We start from the raw sequence: 23,718 nt of genomic DNA, 5'->3' as shown, positions 1-23,718 counted from the left end.
ATGCGGCTGCACTTGACCTTGCCACGGTGTCAGGCCGTCCACTGAGAGGCGCCCGGCAGATACCGACGGGCCCCGGCGAGCCCCGGTGGACACCCTGAGCCTGACCACCCACCGCGCGCCCCCGCCCTCCGTCTCTCCTGCCTGTCCCCTCTCCTTCGACCAAGGACCTCCATGCTCACCTGCACCGGCTACACCACCAGTCACACCGATTACACCGGCTCCGGACCGTACTGCTACAGCAGTTCCCTGGCGATGGTGCTCGGCCCGGACTCCGCCCCGTCGACCGCCGTCATCGAAACCCTCACCGGCTCGCCCTTCGGCGTACAGCTCGTCGGCGGCACCATGCCGCTGTTCGACCCCTACGCCTGGGACCCGGAAATCGGCCTGGATGCCGCCGTGTCGGCTCTCGGCCTGCGCTGTGTACGCAGTGCGGGTGGCACCCAGGAAGAAGCGCTGGCCCGGCTGGGTGCCGCCTGCGCCGAAGGGCCCGTTCTGGTCGGCCCGCTGGAGATGGGCCTGCTGCTGTACCAGCCCGGCTCCGGCGCCGCGACCGGCGCCGATCACTACGTGGTGGTCCTCGCGGTCGAGAACGGCACCGTCCTCCTCCACGACCCGCACGGCCATCCGTACGCGACGTTGCCCGCCCCGGCGTTCGCCGCCGCCTGGCGCGCGGAGACGGTGCCGTACACCGACGCCCCGTACGTGATGCGTGCCGCCTTCGTACGGGAACGGGCGACCGATCCGGCCGAGGCCCTGTGGCACTCGCTGCCCGGCGCCGTACGGTGGCTGGCCGGCCGTGACGATCTGCCGGTGCCGCCCGACTCGCTGGGCGGGGCCGACGCGGTCGAGGCGCTGGCGGATCAGGTCGCCAAGGGCCTGCCCGCCGACACCCGCGATCTGCTCGGGGTGTTCGCCGTCCAGGTCGGCGCCCGCCGCCTCAATGACGCGGCAGCGTGCCTGGCCCCGTTGGGCCTGAGCGGCCCGGCCGCCGTCCTGGCCGAGCAGTCGCGCCTCCTCGGCAGCCTGCAGCACCCGCTGGTCGCCGGGGACGACCGGACGCTGGAAGCGGGCCTGCGTCAGCTCGCCCCCACGTACGACCGCCTGCGCACCACCCTCGAACAAGCCCTCGTCTCCAGCCCGCCCCACTGAAACCACGCGACACCGGACACCTCACAGCACGCCCCGCCTGCACCACGCCACGGGGAACCTCACAACCCCCGCGCCCTCACAACCCCACGATCCCGTTCCACTCCTTCGCGAACGCCGGGCGCTCCTTGGACGTGATGTCGCGGGCGATGGCCAGGCGCCTGCGCATCGCGTCGTCAGGGAAGACCAGCGGGTCCTCGGCCAGCGCGGCGCGTTCCCCGTCCTTGGAGGAGGCGAGGACGTCCCGCGCGGCCGGCACCGGGCAGACGTAGTTGACCCAGAAGGCCAGTTCGGCGGCTGTCTCCGGACGGTAGTAGAAGTCGATCAGCCGTTCCGCGTTGCGCTTGTGCTCCGCGCGGGCGGGGATCATCAGGCTCTCCGCCCACAGTTCGGCGCCCTCCTGCGGCACCACGAACTCGATGTCCGGGTTGTCCTCCCTGAGCTGGATGACGTCACCCGAATACGCCTGCGCCGCGAGCACGTCTCCCGAGGCCAGGTCCTTGATGTAGTCGTTGCCGGTGAAGCGCCGGATGTGCTTCTTCGCCACGAGGCGGCGGATGCGGCCCGTCATCCGGTAGAAGTCGTCCTCCGTCCAGCGCGTGATGTCGGCTCCGTCGCCCTGCATGAGCATCGCGAAGGACTCGTCCAGCCCGGACAGCAGCGTCACCCGCCCCCGCAGGTCGTCCTTCCACAGGTCGGCGGTGTGCTGGATCTCCCGTCCGAGCTTCCTGCGGTTGTACGCGATGCCGGTGATGCCCGACTGCCATGGCACGGAGTGCTTGCGGCCGGGGTCGAAGTGCGGGGCGCGCAGCAGCGGGTCGAGGTGCCGTGCGACGTTCGGCTGCCGCTCGCGGTCCATCTCCTGTACCCAGCCGAGCCGTACGAAACGGCCGCACATCCAATCGCTGATGACGATCAGGTCGCGACCGGTCGGCTGGTGGTTCATCAGCGCGGGGCTGATCTTCCCGAAGAACTCGTCGTTGTCGTTGATCTCTTCGGTGTACGTCACGGAGATGCCGGTGTGCTTCTCGAACGCCGCCAGTGTGGGCCGCAGCTGCTTGTCGCGCTCGTCCACGTCGATGTAGAGCGGCCAGTTGGCGAAGGTCAGGCGCCGGTCCCGGGCCGAGCGGTCGGGGGCGGCGCGGTCGGCCGGGGCGACGTACGCGGCGGGCACTCCGCATCCGGCCGCCAGCAGGGCCAGCGCCCCGGCCGCTCCCGTACCGACCGTGCTCCGTAGCAGCGAACGCCGTGTAAGTTCAGCCATGGCGAGCACTCTCACGTGGCGTGGGCAGCGGCGGCAAGCGACAGAACGTCGACTGCCGGGGCACTGCCCACGACGGTGTGCCGAGCGCGGGGCGTGGGGCCCCGGGCATGGGGCGCCAGGCGCGGGGCCGCAGCACGGCGCACGGGGCACCCGGCCCCGCCGCCCACAGCCGGGCCCCCGCCCTGGGCCCCGTCCTCCGTGGCTACGCGCTCAGCCGTCGAGCGACGTCATCACGTGCTTGATGCGGGTGTAGTCCTCGAAGCCGTAGCCCGACAGGTCCTTGCCGTAACCGGACTTCTTGAAGCCGCCGTGCGGCATCTCGGCGACCAGCGGGATGTGGGTGTTGATCCACACGCACCCGAAGTCCAGCTTCTTGGACATCCGCATGGCCCGCGCGTGGTCCTTGGTCCACACCGAGGACGCCAACGCGTACTCGACGCCGTTGGACCACTCGACGGCCTGGTCCTCGTCCCGGAAGGACTGGACAGTGATGACCGGGCCGAAGACCTCCTGCTGAATGATCTCGTCGTCCTGCTTGAGGCCGGAGACGACGGTCGGGGCGTAGAAGTAGCCCTTCTCGCCGACCTGGTGGCCGCCCGCCTCGATCTTGGCGTGCGCGGGCAGGCCGTCGATGAAGCGCTTGACCTGCGCGAGCTGGTTGGCGTTGTTCAGCGGTCCGTAGAGCACGTCCTCGTCGTCGACCGCGCCGGTCTTGGTGTCGGCGGCGGCCTTGGCGAGCGCCGTCACGAACTCGTCGTGGATGGTCTCGTGGACGAGGACCCGGGTCGCGGCCGTACAGTCCTGGCCCGCGTTGAAGTAGCCCGCCACCGAGATCTCCTCGACGGCCTTGGCGATGTCGGTGTCCTCGAAGACCACGACCGGGGCCTTGCCGCCCAGCTCCAGGTGGACCCGCTTGAGGTCCTTCGAGGCGGTCTCGGCGACCTGCATGCCGGCCCGTACCGAACCGGTGATCGAGGCCATCGCCGGGGTCTTGTGCTCGACCATCAGGCGGCCGGTGTCCCGGTCGCCGCAGATGACGTTGAAGACGCCGCGGCTGTGCCCCAGTTCGTCCAGCACGCCGCCGATGATCTCGGCGATCAGCACGGTCGAGGCGGGCGTGGTGTCGGAGGGCTTGAGGACGACGGTGTTGCCCGCGGCGAGCGCCGGCGCGAACTTCCACACCGCCATCATCATCGGGTAGTTCCACGGCGCGACCTGCGCGCAGACGCCGACCGGCTCGCGGCGGACGATGGACGTGAAGCCGTCCATGTACTCGCCGGCCGCGCGGCCTTCCAGCATCCGGGCGGCGCCCGCGAAGAAGCGGATCTGGTCCACCATCGGCGGGATCTCCTCCGAGCGCACGAGCGCGAGGGGCTTGCCGCAGTTCTCCGACTCGGCGGCGATCAGCTCCTCGGCCCGCTCCTCGAAGCGGTCGGCGATCTTGAGCAGGACCTTCTGGCGCTCGGCCGGTACCAGGTCGCGCCAGGCGGGGAAGGCGGCCTCGGCTGCGGTCATCGCGGCGTCGACGTCCGCGGCGGCGGACAGCGGAGCGGTGGCGTACGCCGCACCCGTGGCCGGGTTGACCACCTCGGTGGTCCGCCCGTCGGCGGCGTCCCGGAACTCCCCGTCGATGTAGTTGCGCAGCCGACGCAGTTCGGTGGTCACGAGCGACCCCTCCTAGTCAGGTGTCCAGTGGTTGAGATGCCCACCCTAGCCAGGAAGGCAACGTTTTCGACATACCCACAAAGGATGAACAACGAAATCAGTGGCGTCGCCTTCTCTGGGCAACTGATTTCATCGAATCAGGGTTGCGGGACTGACGAGGCTCGTGCACAGTGAGGGATGTGGCCACTCGTGACAGAAACGGCACCCAGTCGATCGACTCCGTCTCCCTGGCGATCATCGAGCAGCTCCAGGAGGACGGCCGCCGTCCGTACGCCGCGATCGGCAAGGCCGTGGGCCTGTCCGAGGCGGCGGTACGGCAACGCGTACAGAAACTGCTCGACCAAGGCGTGATGCAGATCGTCGCGGTCACCGACCCCCTCACGGTCGGCTTCCGACGGCAGGCGATGGTCGGGATCAACGTCGAAGGCGACCTCGACCCGGTGGCGGACGCCCTGACGGCCATGGAAGAGGTCGAGTACGTCGTCATGACCGCGGGCTCCTTCGATCTCCTCATCGAGATCGTCTGCGAGGACGACGACCACCTCCTGGAGATGATCAACAAGCGCATCCGCACGCTGCCCGGCGTCCGGACCACCGAGAGCTTCGTCTACCTCAAGCTCCGTAAGCAGACCTACACCTGGGGAACCAGATAGCCATGACCGCTGACCTCTCGAAGACGGCCTACGACCACCTGTGGATGCACTTCACCCGCATGTCGTCGTACGAGAACGCCCCCGTGCCGACGATCGTGCGCGGCGAGGGCACGAACATCTACGACGTACAGGGCAAGCGCTACATCGACGGTCTGGCCGGCCTCTTCGTCGTCCAGGCCGGACACGGCCGCGCCGAGCTCGCCGAGACCGCGCTGAAGCAGGCCCAGGAACTGGCCTTCTTCCCCCTCTGGTCGTATGCGCACCCCAAGGCCGTGGAGCTGGCCGAGCGCCTGGCGCACCATGCGCCGGGCGACCTGAACAAGGTCTTCTTCACCACCGGCGGCGGCGAGGCCGTCGAGACCGCCTGGAAGCTGGCCAAGCAGTACTTCAAGCTCACCGGCAAGCCGGCCAAGCACAAGGTCATATCGCGTGCGGTGGCCTACCACGGCACGCCGCAGGGGGCCCTTTCCATCACCGGCCTGCCGGGCCTCAAGGCCCCGTTCGAGCCCCTGGTGCCCGGCGCGCACAAGGTGCCGAACACCAACATCTACCGGGCGCCGCTCTTCGGCGACGACCCGGAGGCGTTCGGCCGCTGGGCCGCGGACCAGATCGAGCAGCAGATCCTCTTCGAGGGCCCGGACACCGTCGCCGCCGTCTTCCTGGAGCCGGTGCAGAACGCGGGCGGCTGCTTCCCGCCCCCGCCCGGCTACTTCCAGCGCGTACGCGAGATCTGCGACCGCCACGACGTGCTGCTCGTCTCCGACGAGGTCATCTGCGCCTTCGGCCGCCTGGGCACGATGTTCGCCTGCGACAAGTTCGACTACGTACCCGACATGATCACCTGTGCCAAGGGCATGACCTCGGGCTACTCCCCCATCGGGGCCTGCATCATCTCCGACCGGCTGGCCGAGCCGTTCTACAAGGGCGACAACACGTTCCTGCACGGCTACACCTTCGGCGGCCACCCGGTCTCCGCCGCCGTCGCCTGCGCCAACCTCGACATCCTGGAGCGCGAAGGCCTCAACCAGCACGTGCTGGACAAGGAAGACGCGTTCTTCTCGACGCTGAAGAAGCTCCACGACCTGCCGATCGTCGGCGACGTGCGCGGCAACGGCTTCTTCTACGGCATCGAACTCGTCAAGGACAAGACCACCAAGGAGACGTTCAACGACGAGGAGACCGAGCGCGTCCTGTACGGCTTCCTCTCCAAGGCCCTCTTCGACAACGGCCTGTACTGCCGCGCCGACGACCGCGGCGACCCGGTGGTCCAGCTCGCCCCGCCTCTCATCGCCGACCAGCCGGTGTTCGACGAGATCGAGCAGATCCTGCGGGGGACGCTCCAGGAGGCTTGGACGAAGCTCTGAGGAGTGCGGAACGGCGGTGCCGGGCCCGGGGTCGAAGGTTGAGCGGCAGAGCCGTTACGGCCTCGGCCCCGGGCCTTCGGCCTGGACCGACCGGCCCCCTCGTCGCCGCCTCCGCCCGCCTGCCGGCCCGTGCCCGCTCAGCAGGCTCGCGCGCCCGCCCGTGATGCGCGTACGGCCACGAACTCGCGGCCCCGTACGCCCTTCGGACAGGCGTGGGACACGGACGAGCGCGGGCTCCGGGCGCCGTCCCCGCCTCATGCCTGCGCGCCCCGTGCCGCCCGGCAGGCCCCTCCAGCTCCCCTTCTGCCAGGTTCTTCATATAAGCGGCCGTTTGGGTGAACCTGGGCCGTGGTGCGCGCCGAGCGCCGAATACCGAGGGTCGCCACTCCTTACCGTGCCAGTGACCGATACTCTCCATGGTCGTTCACCCGGTCGGGGGAACGATCGGACGCGACGAGCATGAGGTGCGCAGATGGTGGCCCCACCTGACAACGACGTTCTCTGGGCGCGCGGCCTGCACCACACATACGCCGGCTCCCCCGCTCTGACCGGGGTTTCCGTCGGTGTCCGCGAGGGCGAGATCCTCGCCGTCACCGGGCCTCGCGGCTGCGGCAAGACGACGCTCCTGCGGTGCCTTTCCGGCCAACTTCTGCCGGACAGCGGCGAAATCTGGTTCAACAGTTCACCAGTGCACACCCTCTCGCCGCTCAGCCGCGAACGGCTGCGCCTGGACCGGTTCAGCTGGGTGGACACCGAACCGCACCTCGTCCCCGAGCTGACCGCCTGGGAGAACGCCGCGCTCCCCCTGCTGCTGCGCGGGGTCGGCCACCGCTCCGCCAAGCAGACCTCCGGCGAATGGCTGGACCGCCTGGACGTGGGCATGTGCGCCCGCCAACGCCCCGGCCGCCTCGACCAGTCACAGCGCCAGCGCATCGCCATCGCCCGCGCCCTGGCCTGCGCGCCGCAGGTCCTGTTCGCCGACGAGCCCACGGCGCCGCTGCACCGTGCCGACGCCGCCCAGGTTCTGCGCACCATCACCACGGCCGCCCGCTCGCACGACATCACGGTGGTCCTCGCCACCCACGAACCCGAGGCCGACACCCTCGCGGACCGCACCGTGGCACTCCTCGACGGCCGACGCGTCGGCACCAAGGCCCCCGCCCCCGACAAGGAAAGCAGGGCAGAGTGCTCGCTCTCCGTCTAGCCCGCGGGGCCCACCCCCTCGTCCTGTTGCGCCGCCTGCTCGTGGCCGCCGCCTCCGCGGGCACGGGATTCCTCCTCCTGGCCGCACTCGGCCACGCCGCCGCGCACCCCGAGACGGCCACGGACTCCTTCGTACGCCTCCTGTGGTGCGCCATCCCGGTCGCGGCCACCGCGCAGCTCGCCCTGTCCGCGGCCCGTACGGACCCCGCGTCCCGCCCTCAACGGGGCATGTCCGCCGCCGGATTGGGCCCCGCCCGGCTGACGCTGATCGCCGCGACGTCCACCGCCGTCTCCTGCGTCCTGGGCAGCTTCTTCGCGCTGCTCGCCTTCCTCGCGCTCCGTGGCGACCTCGGCGGCGCGACCGCCACCGATTCCGCCACCCAGCTCCTCGGCGCGGGCCATTCGCTGCCCCTGGCGGGCACGCTGATGCTCCTCGCCGTCGTCCCGCTGACGGCCGCCGCCACCACCGCGGCCGTCCTGCGCCCCCGCAAGGACGTCCGCGGCAGCAGGCGTGGGGCCCGGGCGGCCACCGGGGCCGGCGAGCCGCTCACCGCCACGGACAGCAACAGCACCCGCTCCTCCGTACCCGCCGCACTCCCGTGGGGGATCACACTGACGGCGGCAGGCCTCGCCCTGGAGACCTACGTCAGCCGCGGCCCCGCAAGCGCCGACACGCTCCTCCCCCTGCCCGGACGCCTCATCGGCAGCCCGCCGGGCGTCCTGGCGGGCTGGACGCTCTCCGCCCTCGGCCTGGTCCTGGCAGGCCCCGGCCTGGCGCAGCTGTCCGGCCGCCTGCTCGCCGCCGGCCGGCCGGGCGCCGTGCGCCTGCTCGCGGGCCGCGTCCTCCAGGAGGAGTCCCGGCGCATCGGCCGCCCGCTCGGCGTGCTGTGTGCGGTCGCGTCCGGTACGTATGCGGCGGTGAGGGTGTACGAGGCGGCCCCTACGCGCCCCTTCGGCCCCCTCACGGGACTGGGCGCGGCCCTCGTGCTGGCCTGCGTCACGGCCAGCGCCCTCACGGCGGCCCTGGAGGCCCGCTGGGCCCGTACCCACACCACCGCCGCCCTCCGCCGTCTCGGTACTCCCCGCTCCCTCCTGCTCCGTGCCTCCGCCCTGCGCGTCCTGGCCCTGCTCGTCGTCCTGGGCCCGCTGACCTGGGGCATCGCCGAACTCGCCGCCCTCCCCCTCCTCCACTGACCTCCCGCACCACGCCCCGGCCCCACGCCGACAACCAGCCGGGCCCAGCCCTCACCATGCTCCCCGCCCGGCCCTCATCTCGGCCCGCGGCACCCTCCCCCTACGATGACGGGCGTGCAGCCGAACTCCGAGCCCCCCACGCCCCATCGCCCCGTCGAACGTCCGCAACGGCGCGGCAGCGACCGCGAGATCGAGACGCTCGCCGCTTTCGACCGCGTCCTGGCCTCGGGCAGCCTGCGTGGTTACCGCGTGCAGTCCGTCGATCTGACCGGCCGTACCTCGGCCCTGCTCGGGACCCCCACGTCCGACGCCGTCTTCCTCGGCTGCCGCATGGAGCCAGAGGCCGCCGCGAGCGTACGGGCAAGCGGCGCCCTGGTCTTCCCGCCGATACCGAACCTCCCCTTCGACCCGTACCGCGGCAGTCTCTACTCACCCGGCGAACTCTTCGAGTCCCTCGCCACGGACGCCGGGTACGCGGCGACCCCCGACGCCCGCGCCTACGGCTGGTACCAGCGGACCATGTCGGACGGCGACATCTTCGCCTCCATGCTGCGCAGCATCCACGACGACGCCATCTCGGACGCGCTGGACGAACACCTCGCCGGGGCACGCGTCGTCGGCATCATGGGCGGGCACGCGCTGGAGCGCGGTTCCGCCGCGTACGAGGGCGCGGCCCGGCTCGGGCGGCGGCTCGCCCGCACCGGCCTGACGGTCGCCACAGGCGGCGGCCCGGGCGCGATGGAGGCCGCGAATCTCGGTGCCTACGCCGCTCCCTTCGACGACACCATGCTCGACGAGAGCCTTGCTCTCCTCGCCAAGGCGCCGCACTTCGGCCCGTCGGTGACGGACTGGGCCCGGGCCGCCATCGAGGTACGCGACCGCTGGCCGGGCGGCGGGGAATCGGTCGGCATCCCCACGTGGTTCTACGGTCACGAGCCGCCGAACGCCTTCGCAGCCCACATCGCCAAGTACTTCGTCAACGCGGTTCGCGAGGACGGCCTCCTGGCACGCTCCAACGCCGGAGTGGTCTTCCTGCCCGGCGCGGCGGGCACCGTGCAGGAGATTTTCGACAACGCGACGCCGAACTACTACGGATCGCGGGGCGAGCCGACCCCCATGGTGCTCGTCGACCGCGCCCACTGGACCGAGAAGCTGCCGGCCTGGCCGCTGCTGCGGGCACTCGCAGCGGAGCGGGCCATGTCCGCCAGGATCGCGCTGGTCGACTCGGTGGAAGAGGCCCCGGAGGCGCTGGCCCGCCTTGGGGAAACGCCCGCTTCCCCTGATCCAGCAGCCTGAGCCGCCGAATCGCCCGAAAAGCACCTTTCCTCTACTCCCGGGGCACCTGTTTGATTACCTGCTTGGCCGTCCGAGGCAACTCACGCCCCCGAAACCACGTCTCGCTAGTCAGGTAATGCACAGGTAAAACCAGGCAGTGCGCGAAACGGAGTTCTTGGTGCTCATCGGTCTTCTGACGGCGGTAGCGGCCTCGGCCTGCTATGGCACGGGGTCGGTCCTGCAAGCGGTGGGGTCGCGCAAGTCCGCGCGCCGGGAGGCGGCCGCCGCGTCCACGACCGGCGTCACCCAGCATGGCGGGCCCAGCCTCTCTTCGACCGCCAAGGCCGCCGTGACGTGGGAGTTCATGGTCGGCACGGTGCTGGACTTCGTGGGGTTCGGCCTCGGCGCGCTGGCCGCCCGGATGCTGCCGCTGTTCCTCTCGCAGACCGTCATCAGCGCCAACCTCGTGATCACCGCCGTGCTCAGCATCAAGCTGCTCGGCATCCGGCTGAACCGGCCCGAGTGGGCCTCCATCGCCGTCGTCTGCTCGGCACTGGTCCTGCTGGCCACGGCAGCCGGACCGGAGGGCGGCGGTGACGCCTCGACGACCACGCACTGGTGGCTGCTGGTCGCCTCGGTGGTGCTGATCGGCGGGGGCACACTGGTCGTCCGGCTGCTGGGCAGCCGCGCCGCGATCCTCGCCGGTCTGCTGTCCGGTCTGGGCTTCGGCGCGCTCGGCGTCGGAGTACGCGTACTGAACGGCGTCGACCCGTTCAACCTGCCCACGCTCCTGGCCGACCCGGCCCTTTACGCCATTCTCGTCGCCGGCGTCGGTGGCATGTACCTGCACACGGTGGCCCTCCAGATCGGTTCGGTCAACGGCGCCACGGCGGCGCTGGTGGTGGGCGAAACAGTGGTTCCTGGCATCCTCGGGGTGCTGTGGCTCGGCGACTCCTCCCGTCCCGGCTTCGCCTGGATGGCCGTGCTCGGCTTCGTGATCGCGGTGGCCGGTGCCGTCGCGGTCGCCTGGTTCGGCGAGCCGGAAGACGGCTCCGGGACCGGATCGGCGGCCGTACCGGCTCCTGCGGAGGGAGCGAAGACGCTGGACGGGCAGTCGCCCGAGAGCGACAACCGACCCACGGCCGGCAGCCGCGCCACTTCTTCGTAGACACGCCACGGGGCACCAGCCGACAGCCACCGGCTCCGTCCACAGGGCCACAGGCCCCGGCTACCGGCCACCGGCCACCGGCCACCGGCCACCGGCCACCGGCCACCGGCCACCGGCCACCGGCTACCGGCGAACAGTGGCCCAACGAGGCGCGCGGAGCCCCCTCCAGGCATCAGCGGCAGGACCCACGGGGACCCGCGGGGCTGACAGCAGGCCCCCCTCCGCCCCATGCGGGCCCGCTCCGGGCCCGCATGGGGCGGCTGTCTGTGGCGGATGTCTGGTGACCGTTGTCCTCAAACGACCGGCCGACGGCAAGCCGCCTCTGCCGGCCGACGGCAGGCAGCCTCGGGCACGCGCGCCCGCCGTCCCCACGGAAAACGTCCGTCAGCGGTCCAGGACCACGACGTCTTCCGCCGCGAAGGTGACGCCCACCGACTCTCCGTCTTCCGGGGCGTCCCGCAGCGCGCAGGCCGCCTCCAATTGCGGGCCGGCGTCCGGCTGGAGGAGCAGGGCGACGTGCGTGCCGCGGAAGGTGCGGGCCGCGACCGTGCACGGAAGCCCTTCCGAGGCGGTGGTGATCCGTACACCGACCGGGCGTACGAGCAGGCGGCAGCGTCCGTCCGCCGTGCCCTCGGGCACGGGCAGCTTGCCCCATGGGGTGTCGGCGGACTCGCTCCGTACCGTCGCCTCCACCACGTTGTCGAAGCCGAGGAAACGGGCGACGAACTCGGTGGCGGGACGCTGCCACACCTCCAGCGGGGTGCCGCTCTGCGCGATCCGCCCCTCCTGCATGACCACCACCCGGTCGGCCAGCGCGAAGGCCTCCCCCTGGTCGTGGGTCACCGCCAGCACGGTCGTACCCAGTTCGCCGAAGACACGGCGGAGTTCGACGACCAGGCGCTCGCGCAGACCGCGGTCGAGCTGTCCGAGCGGTTCGTCCAGCATCAGCAGCCGGGGCCGGGGCGCGAGCGCACGGGCCAGCGCGACGCGTTGTTGCTCGCCGCCGGACAGCGCCGCGACGGCGCGCCGCTGCGCGCCCGGCAGGCCGACGAGGTCCAGGAGCCCGGCCACCGTGCGGTCCCGCTCGGCGCGGGGCACTCCCCGCATGCGCAGCCCGAAGGCGACGTTGCCGCCGACGTCCCGCTGCGGGAAGAGCTGGTGGTCCTGGAACATCAGCCCGACGCCGCGCCGGTGCGTGGGTACGCACGACTGGTCGCGGCCTTCCAGGTACACGCGTCCCGCGTCGGCGGATCGCAGTCCCGCCACCACCCGAAGCAGGGTGGATTTCCCGCTGCCGCTGGGCCCGAGCACACAGACGATCTCCCGTGCGGCGACGTCCAGGTCCACCGCGTCCAGGGCGGCCGGCTGCCCGTCGCGGAAGCGGACGGTGACGTCCTCCAGCCGCAGCAGTGCGCCGTCCGCCGCTGTGTCAGCGTGTTCCGCCATCTAAAACTCTCCGGCCTGATCGGTACGGATGCGCTCCAGCGCCAGCAGCGCGCCCGCGCACACCACCATCAAGATCGTGGACAGCGCCATCGCCTGCCCGTAGTTGAGTTCTCCGGCGCGTCCCAGCAGCCGCGCCACGGCCACCGGCAGCGTCGGGTTGTCGGGCCGGGCGATGAAGACCGTCGCGCCGAACTCGCCCAGCGACACGGCGAAGGCGAAGCCCGCGGCGATCAGCAGCGCCCGTCGCACCAGCGGCAGGTCGACCTCGCGCCATACGCGCCACGGCGAGGCCCCCAGCACCGCGGCCGCCTCACGCAGCCGCTCGTCCACCGCGCGCAGCACCGGCAGCATGGTGCGTACGACGAACGGCACCCCGACCAGCGCCTGGGCCAGCGGCACCAGCCACCACGACGAACGCAGATCGAGCGGCGGCTTGTCGAGAGTGATCAGAAAACCAAAGCCGACGGTCACCGCCGAAACCCCGAGGGGCAGCATCAGCAGCGCGTCGAACCCCCGCACCAGCCTGCCGCCCCGCTTCGTCAGTGCGGCCGCCGCCAGCCCGCCGACCACGAGGGCGATGAGCGTGGCGGCGGCCCCGTAGGCGAGAGAGTTCCACAGGGCGTTCAGTGGGGCGACGGCGAAGGTGCTGTCCATGGAGGCCGCGGACCGCAGCGCCTGGTAGAAGACGAGCCCGTAGCCGTCGGGTCCGGCGAAGGAGCGCTCGATCAGCACCAGCAGCGGCACCACCAGCAGCAGTGTGATCACGACGAGCGTGCCCCACAGCAGCGCCCACTGGCCGACGCCACGGGGCCGTCGCGCCGTCTGCGCCGGGTCGACGAGTGTGAGGGTGGCTTCCCGCCGCCGTACGGTCCAGGCGTGCAGCGCCAGCAATGCGAGCACGGCGGCGAACTGCAGCAGGGTGAGGACGGCGGCCGTCGGGAGGTCCAGGAAATCGGCGGTCTGCCGGTAGATCTCCACTTCCAGAGTGGAGAACTTCGGCCCGCCCAGGATCTGCACCACCCCGAAGGAGGTGAAGGTGAAGAGGAAGACCATCAGAGCGGCCGCCGCGACGGCCGGCGCCAGAGCGGGCAGCGTCACCCGCCGCCAGGCGCTCCAGCGGGACGCGCCGAGCACCCGGGCCGCTTCCTCCTGCCGCGGGTCGAGCTGTCCCCAGAGGCCGGCGACGGTCCGTACGACCACGGCGTAGTTGAAGAAGACGTGCGCCAGCAGGATCGCCCACACCGACGTGTCCAGCCGTACGCCCCACAGGTCGTCCAGTACGCCGCCGCGCCCGACCAGCGCCAGGAACGCCGAGCCCACCACCACCGTGGGCAGGACGAACGGCACCGCGACCACCGACCGCAGCAGCCTCTTTCCGGGGAATTCGAAGCGCGCGAAGACGTATGCGCCGGGGAGCGCGATCAGCAGCGTGAGCCCGGTCGATGCCGCCGCCTGCCAGACGGTGAACCACAGCACGTGCAGGACGTCCGGGTCGGAGAGCACTTCCCCGGCCCGGCCCAGCTGCCACTGTCCGCCGTCCTTCAGCCCGCGCCCGACGATCGCGGCGACGGGGTAGGCGAAGAAGAGCGCGAAGAAGGCGAGCGGCAGGGCCATCAGAGCCAGCCGCGAGGCCGTTCCCCGTCCCCGTGAGCGCCGTGCCCGCTTCTCGCGGCCGGTTACTTCAGGACGAGCGAGGACCACTGCTTGATCCATTGTTCGCGGTTCTTTGTGATGGCGTCCGGAGCCACCGTCTCCGGCTTGTCGATCTTCTCGCCGTACTTGGTGAACAGTTCGGGCACCTTGGCGTCCGTACGCGCCGGGTTGACGAACATCTGGAGCGGGACGTCCTCCTGGAACTTCTTGCTCAGCAGGAAGTCCAGCAGCGCCTTGCCGCCCTTGTCGTTCTTGGCGCCCTTGAGCAGGCCGGCGAACTCGATCTGCCGGAAGCACGTACCGGTCGCGACACCCGTCGGCGCTTCCTTGGGCTCGGGCTTCTTGCCGAGCACCTCGACGGGCGGGCTGGAGGCGTACGAGACCACCAGGGGCTTGTCGCCCTTGCCCTTGCCTGCCGCGGAGCCCGAGAAGCGTTCGTTGTACGCCTGCTCCCAGCCGTCCACGACCTCTACGCCGTTGGCCTTGAGCTTCTTCCAGTAGTCCTGCCAGCCGGATTCACCGTATTCGGCGATGGTGCCGAGCTGGAAGGCAAGGCCGGGCGACGACGTGGCGGAGTTCTCGGTGACGAGCAGTCCCTTGTATTCGGGCTTGAGCAGGTCGTCGAAGGTCCGCGGCGGCGCGATCTTGTGTTCGGCGAAGTAGGCGCGGTCGTAGTTGACGCAGGTGTCGCCGTAGTCCACCGGCGTCACCCGGTGCTCCGCCTTGTCGAGCTGCAGCTCTCCGGGGACGCTCGCCAGCCCCTTGGCCTCGTACGGGGTGAAGAGCCCCTCCTTCAGGCCACGCGACAGCAGTGTGTTGTCGATCCCGAAGAAGACGTCGCCCTGCGGGTTGCCCTTGGAGAGGATCGCCTGGTTGACGGCCTTGCCCGCGTCCCCGCCCTTGAGCACGTTGACCTTGTAGCCGGTCTGCCGGGTGAACTCCTCCAGCACGGACTTGGAGACGTTGAAGGAGTCGTGGCTGACGAGCGTGACCGTCTTGGGGTCCGTACTGCCGCCGCCGCCCGAGCCGCACGCGGCGAGCGCCGTCATGCCGGCCGCGGCGGCCAGCGCCGTGACGGTGATCCTTCTGGTGGTGCTCACTGGATTCCTCCTGGCTGGCCAGGAAGAGACGCGGCCCCACCCGGCGCTTCACGAGGAAGGCCGGATGGGGCGCAACAGCATGAGTGACGACCGAACTTCCTACCCGGAATGACCCGGGCGAGGTTCAAGGGTCTGCGGCACCTCGGTGTCCGTGACGCTCGGTCCGTGACACTGCCGCACTCTCAGCGCTGTGGCGCTCCCCTGTCGGAATGTGCATTTGTTCGATCACACAGTACCAGCGGGCGGTCAGCGCTCCGAGGCCGCGAGCTGCCCGCAGGCGCCGTCGATCTCCTGCCCGCGCGTGTCGCGGACGGTCACCGGCACTCCGTGCGCGGCGATGGCCTCGACGAACGCCTTCTCGTCCTCGGGGCGCGAGGCGGTCCACTTCGAACCGGGCGTCGGGTTCAGCGGGATCAGGTTCACATGGACGCGCTTGCCCTTGAGCAGTCGGCCCAGGAGGTCCCCGCGCCAGGCCTGGTCGTTGATGTCGCGGATCAGGGCGTACTCGATCGAGATCCGGCGGCCGGACTTCTCCGCGTACTCCCAGGCGGCGTCCAGCACCTCGCGCACCTTCCAGCGCGTGTTGACCGGTACGAGCGTGTCGCGCAGCTCGTCGTCGGGTGCGTGGAGCGACACCGCGAGCCGGCACTTCAGGCCCTCGTCCGCGAACCGCAGCATCGCCGGGACGAGACCGACCGTGGACACCGTGATGCCGCGCTGGGACAGCCCCACGCCGTCGGGCTCGGGGTCGGTCAGCCGCCGGATCGCGCCCACGACCCGCTTGTAGTTCGCCAGCGGCTCGCCCATGCCCATGAAGACGATGTTGGACAGCCGGGCCGGCCCGCCCGGCACCTCACCGTCGCGCAGCGCCCGCATGCCGTCGACGATCTGATGAACGATCTCCGCGGTGGAGAGGTTCCGGTCCAGTCCGGCCTGCCCCGTCGCGCAGAACGGGCAGTTCATGCCGCACCCGGCCTGCGACGAGATGCACATCGTGACCCGGTCCGGGTAGCGCATCAGCACGGACTCCACGAGCGTGCCGTCGTGGAGCTTCCACAGCGTCTTACGGGTGGTGTCGTCGTCACAGGAGATGTGCCGCACCACGCTCATCAGCTCGGGCAGCAGCTCCGACGCCAGCTTGCCGCGCGCCGCGGCCGGGATGTCGGTCCACTCCGCCGGGTCGTGCGCGTACCGCGCGAAGTAGTGCTGCGACAGCTGCTTGGCGCGGAACGGCTTCTCACCGGCCGCGGCCACGGCTTCGCGCCGCTCGGCGGGGGTGAGATCAGCAAGGTGCCGCGGGGGCTTCTTGGCCCCGCGCGGCGCGACGAAAGTGAGTTCTCCGGGCTTAGGCATGGTTCTTCCAGTGTCGCAGACGTACGAAGTGACGATCGCCGCTCGGACGGGAGGCCGGTCCCGGAGCGCGAAAAGGCCCGCCACAAGGTGTGACGGGCCCCTCACGCGTACGGGGACGCGTACGGAAAACCGCTGGTCAGCCGGATCCGACGAAGATGACGTACAGGAGCCAGACGACCGGGGCGGTCGGCAGGAGGGAGTCCAGGCGGTCCATGATGCCGCCGTGGCCGGGCAGCAGCGTGCCCATGTCCTTGATGCCGAGATCCCGCTTGATCATGGACTCGCCGAGGTCGCCGAGCGTCGCGCTGGCCGCGACGGCGATGCCCAGGAGCAGGCCCTGCCACCAGGCGCCGTCCGTGATGATCAGCTCCATGCACAGCGCGCCCGCGACCATGGCGAACAGCACCGCGCCGAACAGCCCCTCGCGGGTCTTGCCGGGGCTGATGCGCGGCGCGAGCTTGTGCTTGCCGAAGCGCCAGCCCACCGCGTACGCGCCCGTGTCGCTGACGACGGTCAGCAGCAGGAACGTCAGGACGCGCTGCGGCCCGTCGTCGGCGGCCAGCATCATCGCCACGAACGTCGCCAGGAACGGCACGTAGAACGCCGCGAAGACGCCTGCCGTGACGTCACGGAGGTAGTTCTCGGGGGCCTCCGTCATGCGCCATACGAGGACGGCGAGCGCGGTGAGGGCCATCGCCACCCAGGCACCCTCCGCGCCCCGCACGTAGCCGGCGACCACCATGGCCGTACCGCCGAGCGCGAGCGGCACCAGCGGCACCTTGATGTCCTTGCGCTCCGACAGCCGCGAGGTCAGCTCCCACAGGCCCACGACCACCGCGATCACTATCACGCCCACGAACAGCGGCTTGTAGACGAAGAGCGAGATGAGGATGACGGCGCCGAGGCCGACGCCGACCCCTATGGCGGCCCGGAGGTTGCGTCCCGCGCTCTTCTTCTGCGGCTTGTGGGGTTGCTGTGAGCTGTCGGGCCCCGGCAAAGAGGTGGGCATGGGCTCCTGCGGCTGTTCGTCGCGGAACAGGGGGCCGCTCAGCCGAGCGGCCCCCCGGTCGTCCCGGTCGTCGTCCAGAGGTTTCCGGTCGTCGTCCTGGTGTCCGCCTGGGTCGGGCACGATGGGCATGGGGCGAGTCTGCGCCGCCGCGCCCCAGTCGTGCGCGGGACCCGCCGAACCGACGGGTCCCTGGTCGGGTGGTCCCCATTGACCGGCTTGACCGACGCCAGGCGGGGCCCCCCAGGATGACTCGTTCATCAGACCTCGAGGAGCTCGGATTCCTTGTGCTTGAGGAGCTCGTCCACCTGCGCGACGTACTTCGCGGTGGTGTCGTCGAGCTCCTTCTCCGCCCGGCGTACCTCGTCCTCGCCGGACTCCTTGTCCTTGACGAGCTTGTCGAGGGCTTCCTTGGCCTTGCGCCGGATGCTGCGGATCGAGATCTTCGAGTCCTCGGCCTTGTTCTTGGCGACCTTGATGAACTCCCGGCGGCGCTCCTCGGTGAGCTCCGGGAAGTTCACGCGAATGATATGGCCGTCATTGCTCGGGTTGACGCCCAGGTCGGAGTCCCGGATCGCCTGCTCGATGTTGCGCAGCGCGCTCTTGTCGAACGGGGTCACCACGGCCATCCGCGGTTCGGGCACCGAGAACGACGCCAGCTGGTTGATCGGCGTCATGGCGCCGTAGTAGTCCGCCACGATCTTGTTGAACATCGCCGGGTGCGCACGCCCGGTGCGAATCGCGGCGAAGTCCTCCTTGGCGACCACGACGGCCTTCTCCATCTTCTCCTCGGCCTCGAGGAGGATCTCTTCGATCACCACTTGCTCCTGGTCTTTTCGGTAAGAAGCAGAGCCTCGCCCCTGCCGCGCGTCTTCTCCTGCACGGTGTCCGACCGGCAGGCCGTTGTCCATCCCCGTGCCGGGGTCTTCCCCGGACCCGGGGTTGCCGCCCGTACGGTGCGCTGCCCGTACGGCAATACGGCAGTTGGGGCCGTCAGGCCCGGGTGCCCTGATCGCTGACGAGCGTGCCGATCTTCTCACCCTTCACCGCGCGCGCGATGTTGCCCTCGGCGAGCAGTTCGAAGACGAGGATCGGCAGCTTGTTGTCACGGCAGAGCGTGATGGCGGTGGCGTCGGCGACCTTGAGGTCGCGGGTGATGACCTCGCCGTATTCGAGGGCGTCGAACTTCACCGCGTCCGGGAACTTCTTGGGGTCGGCGTCGTAGACCCCGTCCACCCCGTTCTTGCCCATCAGCATGGCCTCGGCACCGACCTCAAGGGCGCGCTGGGCCGCGGTGGTGTCGGTGGAGAAGTACGGCATTCCCATGCCGGCGCCGAAGATGACGACGCGGCCCTTCTCCATGTGGCGCACGGCGCGCAGCGGAATGTACGGCTCCGCGACCTGGCCCATGGTGATCGCGGTCTGGACGCGGCAGTCGATGCCCTCCTTCTCCAGGAAGTCCTGGAGGGCCAGGCAGTTCATGACCGTGCCGAGCATGCCCATGTAGTCCGAGCGGGCGCGGTCCATGCCGCGCTGCTGCAGTTCGGCTCCGCGGAAGAAGTTGCCGCCGCCGATCACGATGGCGATCTCGTAGCCGTCGCGGACCACGGCTGCGATCTCACGGGCGATGGCGTGCACGACATCGGGGTCGACGCCCAGTCCGCCGCCGCCGGCGAACGCTTCGCCCGACAGCTTCAGCAGGAAGCGTCCCTTCCCGTCACTGTCGGCTTTGTGGGCTGTGTCCGCGCCGTCGGCACCCTGATTCATCACGCTCTCCTCGTGCACATACGAAGAAGGCCATTGCCGGGGGTCTGGTTCAGATCCCTGTACGGCAATGGCCTCCTCGTCACATCTGCGGTCGGCCGGTACGCGGCCGACTGCGTACGACCCTAGCGGGGCCGCAGGTCATTCGCTGGCCTTGGCGACAAGGCCCACGGCTGGGCTCAGGCGCCGACGCGGATGCGCGCGAAGCGCTTCAGCGAGACACCGGCCTCTTCCAGGACCTTCTCGACGGACTTCTTGTTGTCCTTCGCGAAGGGCTGCGCCAGCAGCGTGTTCTCCTTGAAGAAGCCGTTGACGCGACCCTCGACGATCTTCGGGAGGGCGGCCTCGGGCTTGCCCTCCTCGCGCGAGGTGGCCTCGGCGACGCGACGCTCGTTCTCGACGACATCGGCCGGGACGTCCTCACGGGTGAGGTACTTCGGCGCGAACGCGGCGATGTGCTGCGCGACGTCCTTGGCGGTCTCGGCGTTCTCCTTGTCCAGCTCGACCAGGACGCCGACCTGCGGCGGGAGGTCGGGCATGGTGCGGTGCATGTAAGCGGCCACGTAGCCACCGGAGAACTGCGCGAAGCGGTCCAGGACGATCTTCTCGCCGAGCGTGGCGTTGGCCTCGTCGACGTACGCCTGGACGGTCTTGCCGGCCTCGATCTCGGAGGCGAGCAGCGCCTGGAGGTCGGCCGGGGAGGTGGCGGCGACGTGCGCGGCCAGCGCGTTGGCGACGGCCAGGAACTTCTCACCCTTGGCGACGAAGTCCGTCTCGCACTTCAGCTCAAGCAGGACGCCGGAGGTCTTGTCCTCGGAGATGAGGGAGACGACGGCGCCGTTCTCGGCCGAACGGCTCTCGCGCTTGGCGACGCCCTTCTGGCCCTTGACGCGGAGGATCTCCACGGCCTTGTCGACGCTGCCCTCGGCCTCGTCCAGGGCCTTCTTGCAGTCCATCATGCCGGCGCCGGTCAGCTCGCGGAGCTTCTTGACGTCCGCGGCGGTGTAGTTCGCCATGGTCTGTGAATCTCTTCTCGAAATCTCGACAGTCGAAAGATCTACGGGTGGACGGCGGGGGCAGCGCGCGTGGCGCTCTCCCCCGCCGTCGTCAACCGGTCGTGCGGCGTCAGGCCTGCTCGGCGGCCGGCTTCTCGGCCTCGGCGGCGGGGGCCTCAGCGGCAGGAACCTCGGCGGCGGGGGCCTCGGCGGGCTTGTCCTCGGCCTTGGGGGCCTCCTCGGAGTCCGCCTTCTTGTCGCCCTCGAGCAGGTCGCGCTCCCACTCGGCGAGCGGCTCGCCGGCCTTCTCGCCCGGCTTCTGGTCGCCGGTGGCGACGCCGGAGCGGGCGATGAGGCCCTCGGCGACGGCGTCGGCGATCACGCGGGTGAGCAGGGTGACGGAGCGGATCGCGTCGTCGTTACCCGGGATCTTGTAGTCGACCTCGTCCGGGTCGCAGTTCGTGTCGAGGATCGCCACGACCGGGATGTTGAGCTTGCGCGCCTCGCCGACGGCGATGTGCTCCTTCTTGGTGTCCACGATCCAGACGGCGCTGGGCACCTTCTGCATCTCGCGGATACCGCCGAGGGTCTTCTCCAGCTTGGCCTTCTCGCGGGAGAGGACCAGGAGCTCCTTCTTGGTGAGGCCGGAGGCGGCCACATCCTCGAAGTCGATCTGCTCGAGCTCCTTCAGACGCTGCAGGCGCTTGTAGACGGTCGAGAAGTTCGTCAGCATGCCGCCGAGCCAGCGCTGGTTCACGTAGGGCATGCCCACGCGGGTCGCCTGCTCGGCAATGGCCTCCTGGGCCTGCTTCTTGGTGCCGACGAACATGACCGAGCCGCCGTGGGCGACGGTCTCCTTGACGAACTCGTAGGCGCGGTCGATGTACGACAGCGACTGGAGCAGGTCGATGATGTAGATGCCGTTGCGCTCCGTGAAGATGAAGCGCTTCATCTTCGGGTTCCAGCGGCGGGTCTGGTGCCCGAAGTGGACGCCGCTCTCCAGCAGCTCCCGCATCGTGACGACGGCCATGGCCGTACTCCTCGTGTTACTCGGTTCCACTGCGGCCGGGCGGCCGCGGTGCCTGACGCCCCGGCGCGCTCTGCCGGGGAAGGAACCTTGCGGGGCCTTCCGAGGACCGAGGGGCGCGGCCACCGTGCTGCCCGAAAAGGGACTGTTGCGCTGGTGGCGGGGCGTGCGAAGTCGACCCGGTGACCCGGATCGCCACAAGAAGTGTACGGGACCGCCGAAGGGACGGGCGACACGCTCCTTTCGGCCAGGTGGTGGGGTGGGGTGGAGATGGCGTGGGGGCGGGATGGAGGTAGCTGTGGGAGTGGGGTGGAGGTTGCCGTGGGAGTGGGGCTTGGGGCAGCGATCTGAGGTATCGCACGGGTGACGCGGTTGTGCACAACCCGCCGGTAATCCACCGATCCAGCTCAAGATCCCCAAGCAGCGGCCGCCCGCGTCATCGTCGAGACATGCGCCTACGAACCATTACCGAGACCGTACGAGCCGTAATCACCTGGCACCCGAAACGCAGCGCAAGCACTTCGAACACTCGCCGGCCCCGCGTGCCGTCCGCCCTCGTCCAACGGGCCCTACGCATCGCTGCTGAACCCATCAACCACGCCGATCGGACCGGCCTGGGACCCTCCTGCACCTCCCGCCGCTCCGGCACCCTCTATGCCTGGCAGGCGGGGGGCGGCGGCCGGGGCGGTGCTCTCCCAGCCGTCGTCCGCGTCCTGGCCCTCTGCGCAGTGAGCGCCTCGTTAGCCGTGCTGTTGGCCGGTGCCGCTGCGACAGCTGCCGGGCTCACCGGCGCGGCCCCATCACCCCCTGAGACACCTACCGCATGGCCAAAAGGCCCTCCGCCACCGGACCACCCATTCACCGCCCGGGCGGCCCACCTCTCCCCAGCAACCAACGGCGAACGGGCATGGCCGGTCGCCGGACCGACCGGCGCACGGCCCACCATCGCGCGCGGCTGGGAGCCTCCGCCCGCCCCCTGGGCGCCCGGCCATCGGGGGGTGGACCTTGCCGCCTCGCCAGGCGCGACGGTGGGAGCCGCCGCCCCGGGCCGCGTGCTTTTCGCCGGCATGGTGGCGGGCCGCGGCGTCCTGTCAATCGAGGTTGCAGAGTCCGGGCGACCACCGCTCCGGACCACCTACGAGCCGGTCGACCCGACCGTCCGGAAAGGCGACCACGTCACCGCAGGCCAACCCGTGGCCACCCTCGCCTCAGGCCCCTTCCACGGCTCCAGCCCGTGCCTGCACTGGGGCCTGCTCCGCGACCGGATCTACCTGGACCCGCTGTCCCTGCTCCCGGCCTCGATACTGCATCCCGGCCCGTCGCGGCTCCTACCGGTCATCGGCGTACCCGAACCAGGCGAAGATCCAGCACACCACCGCGCCCCACCAGCACCGCGCCACTCAACACGCACGAGAGGCACTAACTCCGGCACTGGCACTGACCGGGTGCACACCAAAACCCCGGCCCACCCAGCTCACCTCTACCGGCAAGTAGCACACGCCGAGGAAGGCCGGACCAACCCCCTGCTCAGCCTCTTACGCCGCCCAAAACCATGGCGACCGCAGCCTCCGTGATCTGCGTCGGGTCTTCCGCGGCCCCGAGCTCGATACGGCGTACGGCAGCATCGACGATGCCCTGAAGCAGCATGGCGGCGAGACGCGGCTGCTCGTGACCGAGGCCGGCCAAGGCTTCCACGATCATCGCGATCAGTCCGCCGTGTGCGGCACGGATCTTCTCCCGCGCGCCTGCGTCCAGCTCGCCCGCCGAGATGGCGACCACGGCCCGGTGCCGACGGTCACCGACCAGCGCAAGCTGTTGCCGCACATACGCTTCGATCTTGGCCTCGGACCCCTCGACCCGATCCATCGCAGCCTCGACCTCAGCCGCCCATACGGGGAAGTCGACAGCGCACAGCTCCTCGACGACAGCCGCGCGGGAACGGAAGTACTCATAGACGGAGGAGCGCGCGAGGCCCGTGCGCTCGGCGAGGGCGGGGAAGGTCAACGCCTCGGTCCCGCCTTCGGACAGCAGGGTGCGGGCGGCGTCCAGAAGGGCGCCACGCTGCATCGTCCGGTGCTCGGCCACAGAGGCCGCTCGAATCCTGGGCACGCCACCACTGTACGGATGGCACGCCTGACGCGGCACTCCGCATCACGATGCACCCGTGCCGACAACCAGAAATAGAACAGCGAATAACCACCATGAAAAGGGAGAAAGCACGCCGAGTCGAACCGCGGCACAGGGGAATCCCCTAGTTCGAGCGAGCGGGGCGGGGCGGTGGCCGCCGATGCACCGGCCCGGGCAGCCGAGTGGGCGTGCCTACGCCTCGAATGCTGGCGAAGCGGAAAAGCGAACCCGTACAGCGTCGGAGCCCGGCTGTAGGGCGTGGGGGCGTGGGGCCTGGGGGCGCCTGACGTTAGCGGAGGGGCGGGCGGTACGAGA

At 70.3% G+C, this 23,718-nt stretch carries 20 protein-coding genes and 1 riboswitch; of the genes, 8 read left to right on the top strand and 12 right to left on the bottom strand.

Features of this window, described 5'->3' with window-relative positions:
- The first annotated feature begins 171 nt into the window (after positions 1-171).
- On the top strand, positions 172-1,149 hold the full coding sequence (locus tag ACFV57_RS12290; protein WP_385229247.1) for a hypothetical protein: 978 nt from the start codon (positions 172-174) through the stop codon (positions 1,147-1,149).
- Positions 1,150-1,225: 76 nt separating this feature from the next.
- Here the strand turns inward: ACFV57_RS12290 and ACFV57_RS12285 are convergent, their stop codons facing one another.
- Both ACFV57_RS12285 and ACFV57_RS12280 read right to left on the bottom strand, forming a co-directional pair.
- Positions 1,226-2,410, bottom strand: a complete 1,185-nt coding sequence (locus ACFV57_RS12285; RefSeq protein ID WP_385229244.1) for a spermidine/putrescine ABC transporter substrate-binding protein — start codon at positions 2,408-2,410, stop codon at positions 1,226-1,228.
- A 210-nt stretch (positions 2,411-2,620) separates the two neighbouring features.
- Complete coding sequence (locus ACFV57_RS12280) at positions 2,621-4,075, bottom strand: gamma-aminobutyraldehyde dehydrogenase (RefSeq protein ID WP_385229241.1); 1,455 nt, start codon at positions 4,073-4,075, stop codon at positions 2,621-2,623.
- Between the two features lie 179 nt (positions 4,076-4,254).
- Here ACFV57_RS12280 and ACFV57_RS12275 point away from each other — a divergent pair, with 179 nt between their 5' ends.
- From ACFV57_RS12275 to ACFV57_RS12250, 6 genes are all read left to right on the top strand, one after another.
- Complete coding sequence (locus ACFV57_RS12275) at positions 4,255-4,728, top strand: Lrp/AsnC family transcriptional regulator (protein ID WP_003980199.1); 474 nt, start codon at positions 4,255-4,257, stop codon at positions 4,726-4,728.
- A gap of 2 nt (positions 4,729-4,730) precedes the next feature.
- On the top strand, positions 4,731-6,092 hold the full coding sequence (locus ACFV57_RS12270; RefSeq protein ID WP_385229237.1) for an aspartate aminotransferase family protein: 1,362 nt from the start codon (positions 4,731-4,733) through the stop codon (positions 6,090-6,092).
- Positions 6,093-6,564: 472 nt separating this feature from the next.
- Positions 6,565-7,296: an ABC transporter ATP-binding protein gene (locus tag ACFV57_RS12265; RefSeq protein ID WP_385229235.1), complete on the top strand. Its 732-nt coding sequence runs from the start codon at positions 6,565-6,567 to the stop codon at positions 7,294-7,296.
- Positions 7,278-8,489, top strand: coding sequence for a hypothetical protein (locus tag ACFV57_RS12260; protein ID WP_385229232.1), 1,212 nt, complete (start codon positions 7,278-7,280; stop codon positions 8,487-8,489). Before ACFV57_RS12265 ends, ACFV57_RS12260 begins: the two co-directional genes overlap by 19 nt.
- A 114-nt stretch (positions 8,490-8,603) precedes the next feature.
- Positions 8,604-9,785, top strand: coding sequence for an LOG family protein (locus tag ACFV57_RS12255; protein ID WP_385229229.1), 1,182 nt, complete (start codon positions 8,604-8,606; stop codon positions 9,783-9,785).
- A 157-nt stretch (positions 9,786-9,942) separates the two neighbouring features.
- Positions 9,943-10,932 (top strand): hypothetical protein, encoded by a 990-nt coding sequence (locus ACFV57_RS12250; RefSeq protein WP_385229501.1) that lies wholly within the window; start codon positions 9,943-9,945, stop codon positions 10,930-10,932.
- Positions 10,933-11,316: 384 nt separating this feature from the next.
- Here ACFV57_RS12250 and ACFV57_RS12245 read toward each other — a convergent pair whose 3' ends face one another.
- The 9 genes from ACFV57_RS12245 to rpsB form a co-directional block, all read right to left on the bottom strand.
- A complete protein-coding gene (locus tag ACFV57_RS12245) occupies positions 11,317-12,378 on the bottom strand; it encodes an ABC transporter ATP-binding protein (protein ID WP_385229226.1) in 1,062 nt (353 codons plus the stop codon).
- Complete coding sequence (locus ACFV57_RS12240; RefSeq protein ID WP_385229223.1) at positions 12,379-13,992, bottom strand: ABC transporter permease; 1,614 nt, start codon at positions 13,990-13,992, stop codon at positions 12,379-12,381.
- A gap of 62 nt (positions 13,993-14,054) precedes the next feature.
- A complete protein-coding gene (locus ACFV57_RS12235) occupies positions 14,055-15,131 on the bottom strand; it encodes a thiamine ABC transporter substrate binding subunit (protein WP_385229220.1) in 1,077 nt (358 codons plus the stop codon).
- Positions 15,132-15,209: 78 nt separating this feature from the next.
- Positions 15,210-15,344, bottom strand: a riboswitch (TPP riboswitch).
- A 33-nt stretch (positions 15,345-15,377) separates the two neighbouring features.
- Positions 15,378-16,484 carry a 23S rRNA (adenine(2503)-C(2))-methyltransferase RlmN gene (rlmN, locus tag ACFV57_RS12230; RefSeq protein ID WP_385229217.1) on the bottom strand — a complete coding sequence of 369 codons (1,107 nt, stop codon included), beginning with the start codon at positions 16,482-16,484 and terminating at the stop codon, positions 15,378-15,380.
- A 136-nt stretch (positions 16,485-16,620) separates the two neighbouring features.
- Positions 16,621-17,751 (bottom strand): phosphatidate cytidylyltransferase, encoded by a 1,131-nt coding sequence (locus tag ACFV57_RS12225; protein WP_385229214.1) that lies wholly within the window; start codon positions 17,749-17,751, stop codon positions 16,621-16,623.
- Entirely contained in the window at positions 17,751-18,308 is a 558-nt protein-coding gene (frr, locus tag ACFV57_RS12220) for a ribosome recycling factor (RefSeq protein ID WP_003980211.1), read from the bottom strand. The genes ACFV57_RS12225 and frr overlap by 1 nt, the downstream gene beginning before the upstream one ends.
- A 175-nt stretch (positions 18,309-18,483) precedes the next feature.
- The gene (gene pyrH / locus ACFV57_RS12215) at positions 18,484-19,257 is read right to left on the bottom strand and encodes a UMP kinase (RefSeq protein ID WP_030017377.1); all 774 of its coding nucleotides are present in this window, start codon (positions 19,255-19,257) and stop codon (positions 18,484-18,486) included.
- A gap of 176 nt (positions 19,258-19,433) precedes the next feature.
- Positions 19,434-20,270 carry a translation elongation factor Ts gene (gene tsf / locus ACFV57_RS12210; RefSeq protein WP_385229210.1) on the bottom strand — a complete coding sequence of 279 codons (837 nt, stop codon included), beginning with the start codon at positions 20,268-20,270 and terminating at the stop codon, positions 19,434-19,436.
- Between the two features lie 109 nt (positions 20,271-20,379).
- Entirely contained in the window at positions 20,380-21,279 is a 900-nt protein-coding gene (gene rpsB, locus ACFV57_RS12205) for a 30S ribosomal protein S2 (RefSeq protein ID WP_385229207.1), read from the bottom strand.
- A 446-nt stretch (positions 21,280-21,725) separates the two neighbouring features.
- Here rpsB and ACFV57_RS12200 point away from each other — a divergent pair, with 446 nt between their 5' ends.
- Positions 21,726-22,850 carry a murein hydrolase activator EnvC family protein gene (locus ACFV57_RS12200; RefSeq protein ID WP_385229204.1) on the top strand — a complete coding sequence of 375 codons (1,125 nt, stop codon included), beginning with the start codon at positions 21,726-21,728 and terminating at the stop codon, positions 22,848-22,850.
- Here the strand turns inward: ACFV57_RS12200 and ACFV57_RS12195 are convergent.
- Positions 22,804-23,343 (bottom strand): TetR/AcrR family transcriptional regulator, encoded by a 540-nt coding sequence (locus ACFV57_RS12195; RefSeq protein WP_385229498.1) that lies wholly within the window; start codon positions 23,341-23,343, stop codon positions 22,804-22,806. The two genes, ACFV57_RS12200 and ACFV57_RS12195, sit on opposite strands and share 47 nt — an antisense overlap.
- Between the last annotated feature and the right edge of the window lie 375 nt (positions 23,344-23,718).

Origin of the sequence: Streptomyces sp. NPDC059788 (genome assembly GCF_042732265.1) — a bacterium.
In the GTDB taxonomy this organism is placed as follows: domain Bacteria; phylum Actinomycetota; class Actinomycetes; order Streptomycetales; family Streptomycetaceae; genus Streptomyces.
This window is presented reverse-complemented; position numbering and strand designations above follow the sequence as displayed.

What these genes read in the sequence shown, in the direction of transcription:
- rlmN (WP_385229217.1), bottom strand. Translation starts at nt 16,484, where the DNA reads ATGCCTAAGCCCGGAGAACTCACTTTCGTCGCGCCGCGCGGGGCCAAG.
- ACFV57_RS12240 (WP_385229223.1), bottom strand. Translation starts at nt 13,992, where the DNA reads ATGGCCCTGCCGCTCGCCTTCTTCGCGCTCTTCTTCGCCTACCCCGTC.
- rpsB (WP_385229207.1), bottom strand. Translation starts at nt 21,279, where the DNA reads ATGGCCGTCGTCACGATGCGGGAGCTGCTGGAGAGCGGCGTCCACTTC.
- tsf (WP_385229210.1), bottom strand. Translation starts at nt 20,270, where the DNA reads ATGGCGAACTACACCGCCGCGGACGTCAAGAAGCTCCGCGAGCTGACC.
- ACFV57_RS12290 (WP_385229247.1), top strand. Translation starts at nt 172, where the DNA reads ATGCTCACCTGCACCGGCTACACCACCAGTCACACCGATTACACCGGC.
- ACFV57_RS12200 (WP_385229204.1), top strand. Translation starts at nt 21,726, where the DNA reads ATGCGCCTACGAACCATTACCGAGACCGTACGAGCCGTAATCACCTGG.
- ACFV57_RS12245 (WP_385229226.1), bottom strand. Translation starts at nt 12,378, where the DNA reads ATGGCGGAACACGCTGACACAGCGGCGGACGGCGCACTGCTGCGGCTG.
- ACFV57_RS12265 (WP_385229235.1), top strand. Translation starts at nt 6,565, where the DNA reads ATGGTGGCCCCACCTGACAACGACGTTCTCTGGGCGCGCGGCCTGCAC.
- ACFV57_RS12285 (WP_385229244.1), bottom strand. Translation starts at nt 2,410, where the DNA reads ATGGCTGAACTTACACGGCGTTCGCTGCTACGGAGCACGGTCGGTACG.
- ACFV57_RS12195 (WP_385229498.1), bottom strand. Translation starts at nt 23,343, where the DNA reads ATGCAGCGTGGCGCCCTTCTGGACGCCGCCCGCACCCTGCTGTCCGAA.
- ACFV57_RS12225 (WP_385229214.1), bottom strand. Translation starts at nt 17,751, where the DNA reads ATGAACGAGTCATCCTGGGGGGCCCCGCCTGGCGTCGGTCAAGCCGGT.
- pyrH (WP_030017377.1), bottom strand. Translation starts at nt 19,257, where the DNA reads ATGAATCAGGGTGCCGACGGCGCGGACACAGCCCACAAAGCCGACAGT.
- ACFV57_RS12270 (WP_385229237.1), top strand. Translation starts at nt 4,731, where the DNA reads ATGACCGCTGACCTCTCGAAGACGGCCTACGACCACCTGTGGATGCAC.